This window comes from Sphingobacterium spiritivorum (assembly GCF_016725325.1).
Lineage (GTDB): Bacteria > Bacteroidota > Bacteroidia > Sphingobacteriales > Sphingobacteriaceae > Sphingobacterium.
In genome coordinates this window covers 4,235,347-4,254,293 of the sequence record NZ_CP068083.1, presented here as the reverse complement: position 1 = coordinate 4,254,293, position 18,947 = coordinate 4,235,347, and the positions used below count along the sequence as shown (strand labels likewise).

Annotated in this window: 10 protein-coding genes; 1 reads left to right on the top strand and 9 read right to left on the bottom strand. The window is 40.4% G+C overall.

Features of this window, described 5'->3' with window-relative positions:
* Positions 1–146: 146 nt before the first annotated feature.
* The 9 genes from I6J02_RS17680 to I6J02_RS17640 all read right to left on the bottom strand — a co-directional run bounded on the left by I6J02_RS17680 (position 147) and on the right by I6J02_RS17640 (position 16,804).
* Positions 147–1,664 (bottom strand): RagB/SusD family nutrient uptake outer membrane protein, encoded by a 1,518-nt coding sequence (locus tag I6J02_RS17680; RefSeq protein WP_201679141.1) that lies wholly within the window; start codon positions 1,662–1,664, stop codon positions 147–149.
* A gap of 72 nt (positions 1,665–1,736) precedes the next feature.
* The gene (locus I6J02_RS17675) at positions 1,737–5,228 is read right to left on the bottom strand and encodes a TonB-dependent receptor (protein WP_201679140.1); all 3,492 of its coding nucleotides are present in this window, start codon (positions 5,226–5,228) and stop codon (positions 1,737–1,739) included.
* A 174-nt stretch (positions 5,229–5,402) separates the two neighbouring features.
* On the bottom strand, positions 5,403–6,524 hold the full coding sequence (locus I6J02_RS17670) for a FecR family protein (protein ID WP_201679139.1): 1,122 nt from the start codon (positions 6,522–6,524) through the stop codon (positions 5,403–5,405).
* Between the two features lie 92 nt (positions 6,525–6,616).
* Entirely contained in the window at positions 6,617–7,159 is a 543-nt protein-coding gene (locus I6J02_RS17665; RefSeq protein WP_201679138.1) for a sigma-70 family RNA polymerase sigma factor, read from the bottom strand.
* A gap of 476 nt (positions 7,160–7,635) precedes the next feature.
* Positions 7,636–10,029 (bottom strand): PDZ domain-containing protein, encoded by a 2,394-nt coding sequence (locus tag I6J02_RS17660; protein WP_201679137.1) that lies wholly within the window; start codon positions 10,027–10,029, stop codon positions 7,636–7,638.
* A gap of 18 nt (positions 10,030–10,047) precedes the next feature.
* The gene (locus tag I6J02_RS17655) at positions 10,048–11,478 is read right to left on the bottom strand and encodes a RagB/SusD family nutrient uptake outer membrane protein (RefSeq protein WP_201679136.1); all 1,431 of its coding nucleotides are present in this window, start codon (positions 11,476–11,478) and stop codon (positions 10,048–10,050) included.
* A gap of 11 nt (positions 11,479–11,489) precedes the next feature.
* On the bottom strand, positions 11,490–14,894 hold the full coding sequence (locus I6J02_RS17650) for a TonB-dependent receptor (protein ID WP_236582142.1): 3,405 nt from the start codon (positions 14,892–14,894) through the stop codon (positions 11,490–11,492).
* Positions 14,895–15,026: 132 nt separating this feature from the next.
* Positions 15,027–16,115 carry a FecR family protein gene (locus tag I6J02_RS17645; RefSeq protein WP_201679135.1) on the bottom strand — a complete coding sequence of 363 codons (1,089 nt, stop codon included), beginning with the start codon at positions 16,113–16,115 and terminating at the stop codon, positions 15,027–15,029.
* Positions 16,116–16,195: 80 nt separating this feature from the next.
* A complete protein-coding gene (locus I6J02_RS17640; protein WP_201679134.1) occupies positions 16,196–16,804 on the bottom strand; it encodes an RNA polymerase sigma factor in 609 nt (202 codons plus the stop codon).
* A gap of 419 nt (positions 16,805–17,223) precedes the next feature.
* Here I6J02_RS17640 and I6J02_RS17635 point away from each other — a divergent pair, with 419 nt between their 5' ends.
* Positions 17,224–18,915, top strand: coding sequence for a tetratricopeptide repeat protein (locus I6J02_RS17635; RefSeq protein ID WP_201679133.1), 1,692 nt, complete (start codon positions 17,224–17,226; stop codon positions 18,913–18,915).
* Positions 18,916–18,947: the final 32 nt, after the last annotated feature.

Here is an 18,947-nt window from a genome sequence, read left to right as displayed (position 1 = left end):
TGGATGAGTATATAATCTCTTAACAGACGACAAAGAGCTTTTACAGAGAGATAGTTAATTAATCCGGCTGCCGTCAGACAACCGGATTAGTTTTGTGTGAACATTTTATAAAGATAACATACGTATGCTATCCGATCATATGTATGCTAGTTGTAGCCCGGATTTTGTTTGATCACACCATTACTCTGATTAATGGCTGCCCGCGGTAACGGATACAGTACAAATTCAGGTTTGGCAAAGATCGATCCCCGATCAATAGCCCGCTTGATATACAGCCCCCAGCGAATCAAATCATCCCGGCGCCAACCTTCAGCCCACAACTCGAAAAGGCGCTCATCCTGTACTTTTTCCAGAAACTGAGATTTGCTTAAGCCCGCAGGAAGATCCGGAAGACCAGCTCGCTGACGCACCAGATTGATCGCTTCATAAGCGGCATCCGTAGGTCCGCCTTTGTCTTCATTTATACTCTCGGCCAGCATAAGCAATACATCAGCATAACGATATACGACAAAATCTACTGCACTGTTCTGCGAATTGGTTTTAGATGGATCCGGAGCAAATTTCATAGGTATAGCACCTAATTCACCGCTTGCACGTGCATCTTTATAGATAATGGTTCCATCCGCGTTCCTTCCTGTCGGATATTTTTCCAGAACAACAGACAACCGTTTATCCCGTTTATCAAATTTATCGTAAGCAGTCCAGCGCATCTTATACCCTCCCCATGCAGTTAACGGTATTCCGGATGGATCTTTGTAATCTGATGGCAAAGCGTGAGCAAGCCACATATTGGTATATTGATCTCCACCTGTAGCCGTACAAATTATAGGAAGGATAATTTCAGGAGATGTGCCCCCTTTATTATTGATATTGAACAAATCCTGATAATTGGTCTGCAGAGCATATCCCATTGCTTTGATCTGATTACCTGCATCTACGGCTTTGTCCCATTGTTTTTCATGCATATAGACTTTCATTAGTCCAGTCAAAGCAGCGGCTTTCGAAAACCGTCCGTAATTTTCACCTGTCCATTTATCCGGAAGAACTGCAGCTGCTGCAAGATAATCCTCTTCTATCTGCTTCACCATCTGCGCACTGGTTGGTCTTGGTACTGGAGTCGCATAAGGATCTGCTGCAACCTTTGGATCTGTAATAATGGTCAGCGGACCATAAGCAAAATAAAGCATCATTGCGTAATTGGCTCGTAATGCTTTCAGCTCGCCTATATAACGCTTTTTAAAATTTGCATCCATAGATACATTCTCAGCATTATCAAGTGTAATGGTAATCCGCGAAATAAACGCAAGGTAGCGGCTGTAGTGATCAGTCACCCACGCAAAATCCGGGGTAAAATTGAGTTCAGGCATCCGTTGCCAATCACCTCCCCATGAACAGGTCCCTTCATCAGTAGATAAAAAGTTTTGTGCGCGCCATGAATTAGATGCCGAAGTCCAGCCACCTTGCCAGTCTGTTCCTCCGACCAGACCTGTATAGGCAGTATTAAGAGCGGCACCAATACCCTCAGGGGTCATGACCACATTATTTAGCTCCCCATAGGAGACATAATCCAGCCCCTTTTCACAACTGTTGAGCCAGAATAGCCCGGTAAAAAGGCAGGAAACCGCAAATAATCTGTAAGTGTATCTGTTAATTTTATTTTTCATCGCTATATATTTTTTATGCGTGTAAGTAGTTGTTAATATTCAGACTTTACTTTCACACTGTTAACTTTTTTATTAAAATGATGCATTCAGACCAAAGACATAGCTTCTCACCATCGGATAGAAGTTATCTCTGTTAAGCTCCGGATCAAACATGGGGTACTTCGTGATGGTAAAGGCATTTTGTACATCAAAGGATACTCTCAGACTGGAGAATACTTTTTGTTTGCTGATCCAGCTGCTCGGGAAGGAATAGCCAAGCGTAATGTTTCTGGCACGCAGAAAGGTGCCATCTATCAACCAGTAAGTAGAGGATCCCTGATATCTGCCATAACTAGGATCATCCAGAGCAGTAGGTAATGTACCATTGGTATTAAAGACACTCCATTGCTGTTCCTTTGTTGGCATCGCATTCCAGCCAAAGCTATTCAGACTAACATCTCCCCCACTGATTCCCTGTACAGGGGACCAGCGCTTTTGTTTCAGACCCGAAAAGTAGATATTCAGATCAAATCCCTTATAATGAAACGTATTGCCTATACCAAAGTTGAGTGCTGGTTCGGCATTACCCAAAAGTGTCATATCTGCATCTGTGATTTTTCCATCCGGTTGTCCGGTAAGCTTACCATTGCTGTCAAAACCATTAATATCTTTGATAATCACACCACCAGGCAGCATGCCTGGCATATGAGCAGGTGCCTCTCCGGATTTACCGGTGAAGAAACCATCCGCTATATAACCGTAGATCGGCCTGTATAGCGCCTGACTTCCTGTTGCAACCTGATAAGGCTGAAGGGCTTTCAAAGCCATTTCCGTACGTTCTAACCAGTAGTTCTTGTAATGGGACAGATTAATACGGGTAGACCAGCTGCATCCATCTCCATCATGTGGCCGTATATTTTTAGATTCCAGACTGATTTCATATCCTGCAGACCGGGTCTTACCCGCATTACCAAATACGCCATCAACAATAAATCCTTTAGGATAAGGGATGAATACAATCAGGTTGCGAATAGTTTTATTGAAATAATCCACAGATCCTGACAACCGGTTGTCAAACAAAGCAAAATCCGTACCTATATTAAATTCTCCGGCCGTTTCCCAGGTCAGATTCGGATTAGCATCCTGTATCTTTGCAAGTCCCGGACTGACCATATTATTTCCAAAATAAGTACTTACTCCGGTTCTATATAGCTCAAATGCTGAGGCACCGAAAGAACTGTTTCCGGTTTCACCGTATCCGGCACGCAGCTTAAGGAAAGGTAAAGTCTTACTATCCTTCAGCCAGACCTCGTCAGACAGCACCCAACCCGCTGATACTGCAGGAAAATATCCCCATTTTTTGTTCTTCGCAAAGACTGTGGATCCGTCACGCCGTATGGAAGCCTGAAGGGTAATATTATCTCTGTAGGTATAGATAGCCCGTGCAAAGTAAGAGGCCCATATGGTTTCTCCCTTATAGGAACCCACTGTGGGTTTGTCAGATCCTCCGTCTGACAGATTATAATAACTGGTTGCATCGGACAGGAATTTTTGATTACCGGCATTAAAACCTTCCCAGTTTGTTTTTTGAAAGGAATAGCCTGCTACGGCATTCAGATGGTGCAGTTCGCCTATATTTTTGTCGTAATTGAGTGTATATTCCAATAGTTTGGACTGTGATTCGGATTCGGCTATGGTGGCAGATCCGTTAGACTGACTGCCATAAAGAAATGTTCTCGGGAAATAATTGGATCGTTTGGAAGTGGACTGATCGTAGCTGAAGCTGGCCTTTGCTTTTAATCCATCAATAATTTTCCATTCTCCGAATGCATTGGTCAGGATACGTTTTGCTTTCGTGAGATCTGTTACTGTTGCATAGGATAGCGGATTGGGGATATTGGCATAATACGGGCTTATCGGATATCCGCCTTTATCGTCACGTAGCGGGATATCAGGAGACCAGTAAATAGCTGCGGTAACAATTCCTCCATTTTCATACCGGCCATTAGTAACCGTATTATTTGCCAGCGAATTAGACATTATAACATTAGCGCCTATATTAATTTTATCAGAAACCTGATGTTCCAGATTTATCCGGACGTTGTAGCGCTTATAATCTGTAGCGATCAGGACGCCCCGTTGGTCAAAGTAGTTTCCGGACGCGAAGTAATGAGTCTTATCATTTCCTCCTGACATAAAGATATTATGCTGTTGTGTATACCCTTTTCGGCTAATGGCTTCTGTGGCGGTCTGTCCTTCTGTTGCATTATCTATCTGCTGCTGTGTGTAAACAGGCTTGAAAGGATCTTTTACAGCAGAAGGATCTTTTGTGCCGTAATAAGGGCCTACACCATTCTTCATATACCACAATTCTTCTTTAACCTGATTGCGCCTTTTCATATACTCTTTGGTACCATAGACCTCATACATCTTATCCACGTTCTGTATACCGTAACTACCAGAGTATTCTATAGCCGATTTTCCGTTCCGGCCTTTCTTTGTAGTCAACAGCACAACACCGGCTCCGGCACGCGCACCGTAGATTGAAGCAGCACTGGCATCTTTTAGAAACTGAATGGATTCCAGATCATTGGGGTTGATGAAATTCAATGGAGACTTATCCACTCCTCCGGATACGTATTTGGAACCTATTCCACCGGCAAGATTTGGCTGTCCTGCATTATCGTTAATGGGTATACCGTCGAGTACATAGAGTACCCCGGCATTAGCAGAAGACGGATTACTCCGGATTTGTACTTTTACACCTGCACCTGGCTGCCCTGTTTCCTGAAGTACCTGTACCCCTGCCGCCTTCCCTTGCAAACTTTGCAGAAAACTGGGGGCTACACTGACATTCAAATCTCTGGCTTCTACTTTAGCGATAGCTCCTGTCACATTCTTGGATTTAATGGTTCCGTAGCCGATCACCGTGACTTCGGATATTTCTGTATTGCCGGCAGAAAGCTGCACATTAAGCGCAGACTGTCCACTATAAATAATCTCCTTAGCTTGATAGCTGATGTGGCGAAAAATAAGTGTTTGTCCGGGTTCTACATTTATCGTAAACTTACCCGAAGCATCTGTCTGTACTGTATTGTTGTTTTCTTTGACCCGTACAACAACATTAGGCAAAGGCTCTCTCTTTTCATCCTTGACATATCCGGTTACAGATGCCGATTTAGCTGCCTTGGGAGCGACTTCCTGGTTTTTGGTTAACGCTCTTCGTCTCAGGACTACAGTATTACCTTTTATTTCGTAGGCTAATGGCTGATTTTTAACCAGTTCGTCCAGCACTTCTCTAATAGATCCGTCCCTGATACGTATGCTGACCGGAGATGTATCGGTTAGGTGGCTGTTTACATAAAAAAAGTCATATCCTGTTTTAGCTTTCAGCGTCTTGACAACTTTCTCTACGGAAATATTGGACTCGGACAGTGATATTTTTTGCGCAGTTGCAGTTGTATTTAATTGAAGTAACGAGATCAGGATAAGTGCATTCATCAGATACCTGTATCCGGAATGACGACCAGCTTTAAACGAGAAAGCCGGATCGGGCTTTTTTAGCCCAAAAATAGTATTCCTCATAATGGCTATAGTTAAGAAATTGGATATTTTGATGTGCATTTTCTATCTTCAGGAAAATGCCTTGCAACGGACAAATCTTGTTTTATCCGGCTGATTTTAGAGGAGTTTAGTAATCTTTATGTTCCATATAATTGTCAATTAAGTTTTAGAATAATTAGTGTGTGAATCTTTATATCAGCGTTTACGGATGTAAACCTTATTATCTTTATGTGTAATTTTAAGAAGCTTTGTTGAGCCAAGAATATCTACTATTTTTACAAGGTCATCCTTGATCCGAATCTGACCACTCATTCCCTCTAGTGGGATAATTCCTTCATATACGACGTCTATATTATGGGAGCGTGTTACTTTTCGCATAATTTCATAGATATTTTCATTCCGGAATTCGAAATAGCCGTTTTTCCATGCAGTCACCATATCCGTATTCACATTTCGCTTGCTGATATGATGTGCATTATCGATGCGGGATTGTTCTCCGGGAAGAAGTACAACTTTTTGATTGACTTCTACCGCTCCTTCCAGCAATGTTGTTTTGACCAAAGGCTCATCTGCGTAGCTGTTAATATTAAAATGTGTACCCAGGACTTTGACCTGTTGATTACGTGAAGTCACTATAAAAGGTTGCTTTGCATTTTTTGCTACTTCAAAATAGGCTTCACCGCTAAGCTCTACTTTTCTTTCTTTCTGATGAGAAAAACTAGGCGGATAACGAATAGAAGAAGCAGCATTCAACCACACTTTTGTGCCATCTGATAGTGTAATCTGAAATTGCTGGCCTCGTGATGTTGCCAGTGTATTAAAGCTGACTTCCGGGTTACCTGTGCCCGATTGAGAATCGGAGACACGTAATGTGTGATCCGCAGAAATATTGGTTATACTTGTATTCTGAACGAAACGATCCTGCTTCATCTCCGATGTTACGTGTACCGTATCACCATTAGATAAGGTCAGCACAACACCGTCAAATCTTTCCGGAATCTGATGCTTACTGCTCATGGTAACGCTATCTTCGGAATCTGTCTGCTGATTATTTTCCCAAAACATTTTCAGCAACAGGAATAATAACAAAGCTGCAGCAACAGTTGCAAAAGACGCGAAGATATACCGTTGACGTTTTAGTATGATTCTTTTTTTGACAAAACGAAATATGTCATCTGTCTGATCCACCCAATCCGATCTCTCACCTCTGCTCTGTTGTGCATTACACCAGGCATTATATTGACGCAGGTCTTCTTCCGAATAGTTTCCTTCGGCAATTCTTGAAATAATCTCGTCAATATTATTTTTAATGGCCATTACTTTTTGCGGTACAGTTCAGAGCTGTACATTGGTTATATACCAGTAAGTACCATAAAGAAGGGCTATCCCCTAAGCGGATATAAAAAAAATTAAAATTTTCTATTGAGATAGAGTTTGAGCTTTCTTAATGAAATGGTCATCTGTGCTTCTACTGTTTTTTCCGATATTCCCATTTCTAAAGCTATTTCCTTATTAGTAAGAAACTGTTCTCTGCTAAGCTGAAATGTTTCTCTCGCGCGTACCGGTAAAATTGCTGTAAAATCTGTTATTGCCTGTTTAAGTTCTTTTAATTCCAGATCATTTGTGGTATCTGTTTCATTAACAGGGAGCGATTTGGCTAGAATTTCCTTTTTTCTTTTGCCGGAGCTTATGACCCGTATCAATTTATATTTTACTACAGCTAGCAAATAATTTTTGAGATTCAGAATATTAAGATTTGTCCTGTTTTCCCATAACCAGACGAAAACCTCCTGAATAACATCTGAACATTCCTCTTCATCTCTGAGGATGTTAAAGGCATAACGATAAAGCAATCCTGAATATCGGAAATAAATGGCCTTAAATGCCATTTGATTGCCCATATTCAATTCGTCAATCAAAGTATTATCATCCCAATTTTCACAAACATTCATAACCGGTTAATTTTGAAAATTAATTTCCTCATTAGATAATATCAAAATTAACGAATATTAGATTTACATGTATAAAAATAAACGCAACCGGTTGTTAGTTAATGCAACAAAGTATATATTTGAGACAATTATTTATCATAAAAAGAGATTTAAAACTATAACAAAAGTTATTTTAGATTAACAATAGACTATTATATATTCTATAAAAGAAATTTAAAACTTATTACGAAATCAAACAGAATAAAATTAATACTTTTAAAAATGTAGAAATTATACTACAAAAATTGATGGTAAAAACAAATAAAGCAGCATTTTACTTAAATAAATTTACAATTTTCTTGCGTACACCTGCGGCGTGTGCCTCAATATTAAATCAAATCAAGGATTTAAAACTGCAGCAAATAATAAAAAAAACACGTCATTCCTTTTGGGAATGACGTGTCTATAAAATATTAGTGTGAAAATAACAGACAGTATCAGAGCTTTACTATAAAATCCTGTTTTACCTGATTTCGGAAAACCGTGACTGCTAACTGACCGGTATATGCATCTCTTTTAGCTATTCGGATGAAATCATCGACACTATCGGTAGCAGTCTTCTGACAGATGACAATAACGTCACCTATCCGAAGACCGCTTTTGTATAGTGTACTGTTTTCTGACAGGTTCACAACCAATACACCAGCTATAGCAGGCAATCCTGCAGCGGACTGTTCTCCCAGCGTTTCAATTGATTTAAATTCTCCTCCGCCCCATCTCACAATCTGGCTGCCCTGATTTCCTTTTTGCTTTGCAAGCGCAGGAATTTCAGGTTTGGCTGCTTTCACAAGCAATCGTGAACTGGTAACACCCACATCTAACATATTAAAGTTTTTGAACCCCGCAGGTATATTACCCTTTATTCTGAAATCCCCTTTAGGAGCATCTGCAAACGTACCATCCAACAGGATGGAGTTCTGCTCTACCCCTTTCGCCTGATCTTTCTTTAGGTCATCTATATTTGTATAATAGTTATAATCTACTGTATCACCCCAATACCTGACTTGTATATCCTGATGAGATTGCATCAAAATATTATTCCGGAATACATCATGACTATTTTTAAACCAGACATGTGGATGAAAACCGTTATTGAGTATTACATTATTGTAAACTGTTCTGTAAAACCCTTCCCTGAGTTTCAGACCTCCACTCAGACATAAATTGTTATAAATCTGATAATTGGTAGATCCGTCATCCAGATCAATATCCCATCCATGATCACATTGAAATCTATTATTCCGAATCAATGTCGGCGCGACAGCATCCAACGTCACCCAATCCGGATGTGCTGTAGCCAGGCTGTTCATTTCTTCGCGATCAGGATGCCAGAACCGATCTCTTCCCCAGGAATTAAATGCACCATGATCACTGGTTTCCAACACCGTACGAAAGACATCATTATGTGCGATATCATGTCCTCCCCAGGTCCCATCTCCTACGTTAATACCTGCTCTTGGAACATCATATATGGTGTTGTGAAGTACGCGAATAGCTGACGCCATAGAAATCTGCACGCCTGCTACCTGTTTTTCAATCAGACCAATATGTCTGATCAGGTTATTACTAGCTTCACAATTCAAAGGATAGTCATCCGATTTGGGTCCTTTAATAGTGTCCATATCCGCTTCCGGAACAAATTTTTCATAACGGAATGCAGGAGATCTCACAGCATCGGGATTACCCACAAAACTGATTGCGCTCGCACCTATGCGTTCGATAAGATTATCTGATATCACCACATCGCGGTTATAGTTGCTGACAAATACAGCATTACCACCCAGATCATAAAAATCAGACCCTGAAATCTGGCAACGCTCCGCATTAGCTATCCGGACTGCGCCTTGCCGGTAGATGGTCCAGTCACTACGCAACAAAGGCTCATCGGTCTTCATAAAGGTAGGAGTTGTATGTACAAAATGTATTCCTTTCACATGGATATCATGCACTGGCTTTGCTTTGCTGCCGGATATGCTTATAATATTCTCCAATACCGGAGCTTCTAATTTCTGCTGTTGCGGATTTTTTCCATTTGCAGCATAATAATACAACGTGGAGGTTTTTTCTTCCAGATACCATTCATTGGGTGCATCCAGTTCTTCAAATACATTCTCTACATAACGGTATGTATCATGCATCTTACTCGGCCTGTTATTTTGCAGTCCTCCCTCCATCTGTAACTTACCGTCCATATCTTTTCCCGTTACCCGATAATGAAAACCACCCCATCTCCCGATATGAAGTGCATGTACAATTGCACCTTCCGGATTTTTCCATTTGCTGACACGTTCCGGGCTGATAGCATCTGCAGCATAGCCCTGAAACGGAAGGATAGTGGGATCATAATTTGGATATCTGGCCCTGACCAGTGCCTTACCATCAGCATAGAGACTTTGAAAGCGTAAACCGTTAGGCACCTGAGCTGTCCAGATTCCTTTTTCTCCCTTTTTCCATTGCAGATGTAAAGGGACTGCCCCGCTAAGCACGACCTGCTGACCTTTAGCAGATTGGATTGTTAGCGGAGCAGATTTTGTTCCCGACTCTTCATGACTTAAATCGAGAGATCGATCCAGATAGTAAGTCCCTTCGTTGATAATGACATCAACAGTTCCTTTGTATCCGCTCTTTTTCAACTTTGATACCGCCTGCAATGCCGTATTTGGAGTAGCATATGGCCGTGTTGCTGTACCGGGATTATTATCCCGGCCAGATTTGGCTACATATATTTTTTTTACTGGAGTGGATTGTGCATTTGCTGTCACAGCTCCCCCGACAGCACATACAATATATAATGCTAACAAACGGGGCATAAAAGTTAAGGCGTAGTTCATACTTAAAGTTAAAAATATCTATTGATACAAAGGGTTTTGAGGAATATTATTATTAATTATTTCTTCAACCGGTATAGGCCAGGTCTGATTATAGGGTCCGACAGGAACAGTCAATGTCGCTCCTCTCTGCTGTTGTATACGATTGAATGTATTCGTACGCTTCATTGTCGTCCAGGATAAACCTTCCTCATGCATTTCCCAGTCCCACTCTTTCCACACGGCCTGCTGAAACTGCTCTTTGCTCAAATTTTGCAGATCCGGCACATGTGTCGGATCATTCTTGTCCAACCTTGCTCTTTTACGTACTTCGTTTACATACTGATATGCCTGTGCCGGTCCGTTGATTGCGTTTTCTGCTTCTGCCGCAATCAGGTACATTTCTGCGTAGCGCAACATAGGGATTGCATACGATACAAGCGAGCCTGATGGAAGTACACCTCTGTCAATCAGTGTTTCGTCTACAAATTTATGAAAAAACGGTCTGGCCAACGGACCACCCGGAGCCGGATAATTAATCATAATTCCCCAGGACAGGCGTCTGTCTCCTTTTGGAAAACTACTAATAAAATTGGCGGATGGTACTAATGTAGGTGTAAATCCTGGCGCTGTACAGGAACTGCCGTGCAGGAAATTACCTCCGCGGTCTGCTACATATTGCTTGTCCCAGATAGATTCTGTCGTATAGGCTAGTTTATGAAATACTTCTGCATAATCTGCCACAAGTGTAAATCTACCGGATTTAATGACATCAGTAGATTTTTTCAATGCGTCGGCAAAGTATTTCGTCTGATTCAACGGATTACCAGCCATGGTGAGATATACACGTGCCAGAAGCGCGGTAGCAGCCAGTTTATACACACGCCCTTGCTGTGGAGCATTCTCCGGAAGATTAGCTTCTGCAAAAAGTAAATCCTCCAGTATTTGGGTATACACTTCTGCCTGTGGTGTCCGGGGCAATCTTAAGCCATTGTAATCTTCTGCAACCTTCAAAGGCATAGGCACATCTCCGAATAACTGCACCAACTGAAAGAACGCATAACCTCTCAAAAAGCGGGCTTCGGCAGTTAAATTTGTGACTTGTGTGCTCCCTAGCGGCGCATTTGGCAAATACTTTAAAATGAAATTGGCATTTTTAATTACTGCGTAGGGGCCATTCCAGGCACTTCGTGCATTATAATAAGAAGGTGTAGGTTGATTATTATAAACCGGTAGCGCCTGCTCTGCCTGTGCAGAAGGAGTCGCATACAGATCAGTGATCATTTCGTGTGTAAAAGTAACATACAAAGGCAGACCACTATAGATGCCTTTTACAGACGCCTCATAATTTCCGGGATTCAGGAAAAATTGATCCGGATTTAAAATTGTCTGAGGTTTTTCAACCAATGTACTTTCACAACCCTGTATCAGAAATGTGAAAAGTAACAGGAATATACTATATATCGTTTTCATGTTCTTAAAATTTAAAAATCAACTCTGATACCAGCTGTAATTGATTTAGTCGCCGGATAGTTACCTCTGTCCCATCCGTTTACGGATGCAGAAGCCCAGGAAACTTCCGGATCAAAACCACTGTAATTGGTTATCGTCAGATAATTCTGCGCACTCACATATATCCTTACCTTAGCCATACGGATTCTCTCTGTAACACGCAAAGGCAATGTGTATCCCAGCGTAATATCGCGTAAGCGCAGATATGATCCGTTTTCTACCCATAGGGAGTTCGCATAATCCCGTATCGGACTACCGCTATTTGCACCTGGCTTGTCAAATGTGTTCCCTTGTCCGCTTCCTTTCCATCGGTTATCAAATCCTTCCTGCGTAGGTGCCCAGTTACCGTTGAGCGAGATATTGTATTTCCTGAATTCGTTGACAATATCGTTACCATAGCTACCTACTATCATAAAAGAGAAATCAAAATCCTTGTAGGTAAATCCGTTGTTGAAGCCAAACGTAAACTTAGGTTCCAGACGACTCAATACAGTACGATCTTCCTGATCATTGACAGTACCCTGACCATCCCAGTTCTTAAACCTGTAGTCTCCGGCTTTCTTTGACGGTTCTCCGTTAGCAATGGCTTCCTGATCGGTCTGATAAACCCCTTCTACCGTATATCCGTACAATTGCATCATGGACTGACCTACAATAGTCGGAAACCAGTTACCTCCTGTTCCGATCTCTTTGAAAGTCACCGGCCGGCCATAAGCATCCGTCCCCATATCCAGTACTTTGGTACGGTTAAAGGAGATATTAAATGAAGGATTCCACCTCAGATGCTCTCCCAGCCGGGGCTGAGCAGAGATTTGAAATTCAAAACCTTTATTTTGCACCACACCTATATTCTGCAATACAGAACCAAATCCACCCGATCCGGGCAAAGTCACATTCAACAACAGATCTTTAGTACGTTTGTTATAATAATCGGCTACGATCTGGATTTTGTTGTTAAACAATCCCATATCCATTCCTATATCATACTGGCGGGTTGTCTCCCATTTCAGATTTGCATTCTCAAGTGCAGCCAGAATAAATCCTGTATTTATCTGATTATTAAATATTGCATCCGTCCCGGAAACATTAGCGAGTGTCTGATAGTTAGCAATAGCCTGATTCCCTGATTCTCCATAAGAGGTTCTGATTTTCAGAAGTGATAAGGTTGGATTATCCTTTAAAAAACCCTCCTGTGATACTGCCCAGGCAACTGCAGCTGAGGGGAAAAAAGCATATTTATTATTTGCTCCAAAACGGGATGAACCATCCCTCCTGCCGGATACCGTCAGGAAATATTTATCTGCATAGGAATAATTAGCTCTGGCCATATAGGAAAGTAACCTGTTGTCACCAAATGAAGATGAAGGAAGTGCTTTGGTAATGGCAGACTGAATATTTGATGTTTCATAGGTGTCACTTGCAAAGCCTACTCCGGTACCACTATTCAATCCATCGTTTCTACTGGTCTGATAAGTCAAACCTATCAACGCATCCAGCTTATGTTTATCTCCGAATTGTTTCTGATATTCCAGAATGTTATCATTGATAAAAGTAGTCGAACTACCGTAATTCTTAGAACCAACGCCAAAAACAGGTTTTCCGTCTACAGTTCGCTGACCGAGACTGATGTTTCCTGGAAAATAGGTATCCTGTTTATTATATGCATGATCCAGCCCTGCACTTAGTTTTAATTTCAGCCCATCCAGTATCTCATACGACAAGGCTACATTACCGATAAGACGTAAGCTGTTATTTCTATTCTTCCAGTTTTCAGATATTCCGACCGGATTAGTCTCTCCCCAGGATACTCCGGTGAACTTAGTATAATTGCCGTTGGCATCATACACCTGCATAGTAGGAGGCAATACCATTGAAGACCAGGGAATTCCTCCGCTACCATCCGCACTTTCGTATTGTGCACGGTCATAAGCTGAATTTTGAATACTTAAATTAGTTGTCAGATTAATTTTTTCAAACAACTTATGATCAATATTCGTACGAAGAGACAAACGTTGAAATCCTGAATTACGGATAATACCATCCTGGTCAAAATATCCGAAAGAAGTGAAATATTTAGTATCCTGATTACCTCCGCTCAGACTCAGATTATGTGTCTGTACAGGAGCTTTCCGGTATACAAGATCCTGCCAATCCGTCCCCTCTCCCAGATCATTGATCTGCGTCTGTGTCCAGGGCAGCGGTTTCCCGTCATTAGTAGCCACTTCATTCTGAAGTGTAGCAAAATCCTGCGCATTGATAACATCAATCTTTTTACGCAGGCGCTGTGTTCCGAAATAATTATTGTAGGAGACTTTTGTTTTGCCTGTCGCACCTTTCTTTGTCGTGATCATCACCACTCCATTTGCCCCTCTGGATCCATAGATAGCTGTAGAAGAGGCATCTTTCAATACAGATACACTTTCGATATCATCCGGATTGATCTGTGCAGTCAGTCCGTCCAGCATCATACCATCTACGACATATAGCGGATCATTATTTGCACCAAGAGAGTTTGTTCCCCGTATCTGTATCTTCATTCCTTCCCCGGGCTGACCGGAAGCCTGATTGACACGCACTCCCGGTGCATGCCCCTGTAATGCCTGTGCCACATTGGAAACTCCATTCACCTGACTCAGCTGTTTGGCTGAAATGGTTGAAACAGATCCTGTAAGATCTGATTTTTTGACTGTTCCGTATCCGATAACTACGATTTCAGCAAGATCAGCAATATCCGGCTGCAAGGCAATTTGCAGAGGCGTGCCTGTATACAGACTTTCTCTTGTCTGATAACCTATATAAGAGAACACAAGTGTTACACTATTTTGCTTTGATCCGGTCAGTTTAAAATATCCCTGCGCATCTGTTGATGTAATATTATTTGTTTCTTTTATTCTTACCGTGACACCCGAAAGACTTTTTCCTGCACTATCAGTAACTGTTCCGGTAATTGTCTCCTGAAGCGATTCATATGCAGCATGGACAGAGAGATTCTGTACAGAACTCTCCCGGTTGATAAGGATAGATTTTCCTTCCAGACGATATTTTAAAGGCTGATTGAGAAAAACAATATCAAGGACTTTTTGTAAGGAGCCTGCTTTTATATCTATGGTTACAGGCTTTGTTCCTTTTAACAGTTCACTGTTATAAAACACTCTGTACCCACTCTGCTGACTGATTGATTTTAATACTCTCCCCAACTTTTCATTCTTAAAGGAAAGGTTAATATTCTGAGAGTATGCTTTACTTTGTACCTGACACAAGATCAGACATAAAAACAGGAAGGTGTATCTGATATAAAGTACAAACTTTCCTGTGAATGGCCTGTCATAAGGAGATTTCAGGCCAAAAGACTGTTTGAATAATATGATTAAATTCATACATTTGGTTGATTTGGTTTTTAACTGATTAATACTGACTACCTCTATTTTAGTCAATTGAACTAGATTTAAACGGTGTTGCTCGAACTTCACCGTTTTCTTTTTTTATCGATTATATCTGCATAGGCTACTTCATTTTTTTCTGTTTATAATTACTTTCCGGTCTTTATACTGATAATCCAGTTCTCCTGTTCCTTTTAGTGTTTCCAAAGCCTCACCCAAAGAGACATTTCGTTGTACATATCCGTTAAACTGATAATCAGAAGATCCGACAAATACAATATCAACATCATACCAGCGGCTTAACTGATTTAAAATCTCTTTTATATTTGTTTCGTAGAAAACAAATGCATCAGACCGCCAGCTGGCAATTTCTTCGAGATCGGCCTTTCTGATCTTAATCTGGCCATTCTCTTCGAGAATAGCGCTGTTACCCGGGGACAGAAGTGCTTCATGGTTTGTACTGTTATTTTTTACTTTTACAATTCCGGTAAATAAGGTGGATTCTTCATTTTCCTGCCCGTAGGATTTTACATTAAAACTGGTCCCAAGTACTTCAATAGTTTGTTTTGCGGTCTGTACGACAAAAGGTATACGTGTACCATTAGTACCTGACTGTTTTCTGATCTCAAAGAATGCTTCTCCCTTCAACTCAATTTTACGCAAATCTGCAGCAAATTTTTGAGGAAACTTCAGGGAGCTCCCTGAATTCAGCCACACTTTAGAGCCATCACTCAGACTCAAATGAAATGTACCTCCTCGGGGCACACTGACTTCATATATTTCATTCTCTCCTTCATGAACCAGTTTACCTGATTTGTCTAAAATAGTACTGTCTTCTACTACAAGTTCTCCAAAAGTCGAATCCAATATAATATTACGGCCATCTGCTAATTTCAGCATTGCTCTAGGTATAGCAGGACCAATATTATTCATTTTTGCGATTTCATTCTCTTTGTCTTGTTGGTAACGTTTATAATAAAGCCCTCCTCCTGCCAGCATCAATACCAATATGACTACTGCATATTTCAAAAAAGTATAAAAACGAATTCTTTGCTGATTCACCGGAGCTATATTCAATTGCCCATTCATATGTCGGTCCATAATATCATCAATCTGACCCGTTCTTAGCAATTCCAGAAATAAAGCTATTTCCTGCTCATTTGCTTCGCCGGAATGATAACGTTGTACCAGTTTTTTGTAGAATTTATTATTATCCATTAAATTGGTTATAAAAAGGTGTAGGAATAAGGTCCTTTTAATATAAGACACCGCGAAGAGGATATAGGGTACCTCTTAAATTAAATTTTATTAAAAAAAATAAAATCAATTGTCATACAGACAAACAGACAAACCTGTATATCCAATGGGCCGGATAGCAGAGACCTGAAAGTTTTCATAGTCTGAACCATATATTTTTTGACAGCATCACGACTAAATCCCATTTCTTCAGCTACCTGATCATAAGTCATTTGCTGTTCCCTGCATAATGTAAATACGCGTTTGGCTGTAGGAGACAGTTTTTCATATGCTTCCTCAATAAACTTTTCGTATTCTTTATGTTGTATATTATTTCCGGTAGTTTGCTCAGCGATCGGGTAATAGCGTAATACTTCCTGCAAAGATGCATTAGAACGGGAAATTTTTCGCAGTTGATTAAGGGTGTGATTTTTGGCCAGTGTAAAAAGATAATGCTTAAAAGACAGCACCTGAGCAAATTGTTCTCTCTTATTCCAGACCTTCATAAAAATCTCCTGACAGATATCCTGGGCCAGATCCGGAGATTTGACATAAGCTAACACAAAAATATATACCGATTGAAAATACTGCTCATAAATATCCTCAAAAGCATGCTCATCTCCATTAGTCAATGCGAGTAGAATCTGCTTCTGTGTGATAGAATCTTTCATGCAAAACTGAGGTTAGAAATTTAAGTTTACCGCCCACAAATTAATAAAGAAATTGATAAAGTAAAAATCATCAAATTAATAGTGAAGGAGAAATATTTATATGCTAAAGATATAAAGCAGTTATAATTTATAATAATTCATTTTTAATATACAGCTAAATTAAATAATTAAGAAAATATTTCACCTTTAATCAACCTGTATAAATTTCCTTAATTAGGTTTGTTATCTGATACATTTTTATTTCCTGATAGGATGATTCATCCTTTTGTCTGAATAAGATTAAAAAAAGATTATTCTTCCTTTTAAATCTACAGTAATATGCCTGTTTTTAAACGAATCATAAACCATTTGTAACGAATTGTAAACAAGTCAGCTGTTTCATTTCTAATCCTGTTATTTTTAGATTTTACACTAATAAAATGAGAACAGCGATACAACAGGAAGCCTGGCAGGCACTTCACGATGGAAATTATGCAGTTGCAGCTAAAAACTGGATACAGGGACATTCTCTTCCGGAAAACCATACAGCGTTAAAGGAGTTATATTATACCCTCATTAATTTAACTGAAGTTTCGCCTAATCCTGATCTGTTTGCCATACTCGGGCTTATAGCTTTAGATACTAATGAGATTTTTAACTCTGACCGCGAAGAAGCACTTATACAATGTGTACAGTGGAGCAAGGCAGGAATAGCGCTTGATCCGGATCATTACAGTTGCAACCGTCACGCTGGATCTGCATTATATTGGTTGGATGACAAGGAAGCAGCTGCAAAATATTATGAAAAAGCAGCAGCTATAAAATCTTCTCCAACACTACAGATTCGTATTTTCAATATACACAACAGAAACAACCCTGCTCCTGACTTTTCAACTCTGCATATTGATCTGAATACAGATGAAGCCATGGAACTCTATAATGCAGGAGTGGAAATCAATTATATTCTAACCCAATATGCCGAAATTCAGAAACCAGAAATCGATAGATTGGCAGCTTTGAAGATAAACTGTTATGAGGAAGCGTACAGTCTTTACCGCCAAACTATAGTAGAAAAAAGTGGTAATCCACTCCATGAGGATCCACATACATTTGCTATGTGCTGTACCAATCTGGCTGTAGAAATGAGGCAACTTGGTCAGTTTGACAAAGCAGTGGATATTACTACTGAAGGCATGCACTACAGCTATTTTATGGCTATTCTTCAAAACAGATTCGGAGCTTATGTAGAATTGGAAAATTCAATGGAAGTTGTAAAAGATGGCGAGCAATTGATAGATGATTTTGCTGAACAGATGGATTTACAGACTTATTTTAGTACAATAGATCATATCTGCAATGCTTTTATGCAACTAAAAAATTATGAAGAAGCATTAGAATGGATTTCTTTGGGCCAGGAAGAATATTATGCACTGGATCTATCAGATCCCATATCGAGTGATCCTGAAATTGTACGTTGTTTTACGAATTTCTTTATCTACAAGGCTAATGCAGAAACTGCATCAGGCATAACTCCTGATACAGCAACTGCAGCGAAAGAAACAGATGCCATACTCGAAGAAATGCCGGATAATCCAAGTATATTGATTTCCAGAGCAAATATCTTTATCGAGGAAGGTAATTTTGACAAGGCTATAGAATGTTATCAATACGCCATACATCTGGCTTCCGAGCGTGACGCTATTCGATCCGTACAGGTAGCCTTCTACAATATGGGGTATCTTTATGTAGCATACAAAAGAGATGATGAAGCCGCTCTTGACTGTTTTGAGCAAAGCATTGCTATGGGTAATGCTGATTTTTGGTGTGGATATTGGGCAACACATTGTTCATACCATTTGACAGAAAATGAAAAAACTATTTTCTATGCTAATAGCGCCATACAGGCCTTGCCTCAGCAGGAAGGTGTCACAGGTGATATTATAGCCGAGCTATATGAGCATCTGGGTAGCGCACAACTCGATCTTGAGCTGTATACAGAAGCTGCACAAAACTACCGGGAGTCTCTCCGATACAATTTTAACCAGATGGTATCCGACAATTTGAAGGTGGCAGAAGAAAATATAAAAAGTTCAGGCTCAAATAACTTCTTCAGTAAATTATTTGGTAAATAAAGTCTTAAGTATTTGCTGGTGTGCGCACCAGC

Excerpts from the sequence above, each read along its gene's own strand:
- I6J02_RS17680 (WP_201679141.1), bottom strand. The coding sequence starts at position 1,664 with ATGAAAAATAAAATTAACAGATACACTTACAGATTATTTGCGGTTTCC.
- I6J02_RS17675 (WP_201679140.1), bottom strand. The coding sequence starts at position 5,228 with ATGAGGAATACTATTTTTGGGCTAAAAAAGCCCGATCCGGCTTTCTCG.
- I6J02_RS17670 (WP_201679139.1), bottom strand. The coding sequence starts at position 6,524 with ATGGCCATTAAAAATAATATTGACGAGATTATTTCAAGAATTGCCGAA.
- I6J02_RS17665 (WP_201679138.1), bottom strand. The coding sequence starts at position 7,159 with ATGAATGTTTGTGAAAATTGGGATGATAATACTTTGATTGACGAATTG.
- I6J02_RS17660 (WP_201679137.1), bottom strand. The coding sequence starts at position 10,029 with ATGAACTACGCCTTAACTTTTATGCCCCGTTTGTTAGCATTATATATT.
- I6J02_RS17655 (WP_201679136.1), bottom strand. The coding sequence starts at position 11,478 with ATGAAAACGATATATAGTATATTCCTGTTACTTTTCACATTTCTGATA.
- I6J02_RS17650 (WP_236582142.1), bottom strand. The coding sequence starts at position 14,894 with ATGAATTTAATCATATTATTCAAACAGTCTTTTGGCCTGAAATCTCCT.
- I6J02_RS17645 (WP_201679135.1), bottom strand. The coding sequence starts at position 16,115 with ATGGATAATAATAAATTCTACAAAAAACTGGTACAACGTTATCATTCC.
- I6J02_RS17640 (WP_201679134.1), bottom strand. The coding sequence starts at position 16,804 with ATGAAAGATTCTATCACACAGAAGCAGATTCTACTCGCATTGACTAAT.
- I6J02_RS17635 (WP_201679133.1), top strand. The coding sequence starts at position 17,224 with ATGAGAACAGCGATACAACAGGAAGCCTGGCAGGCACTTCACGATGGA.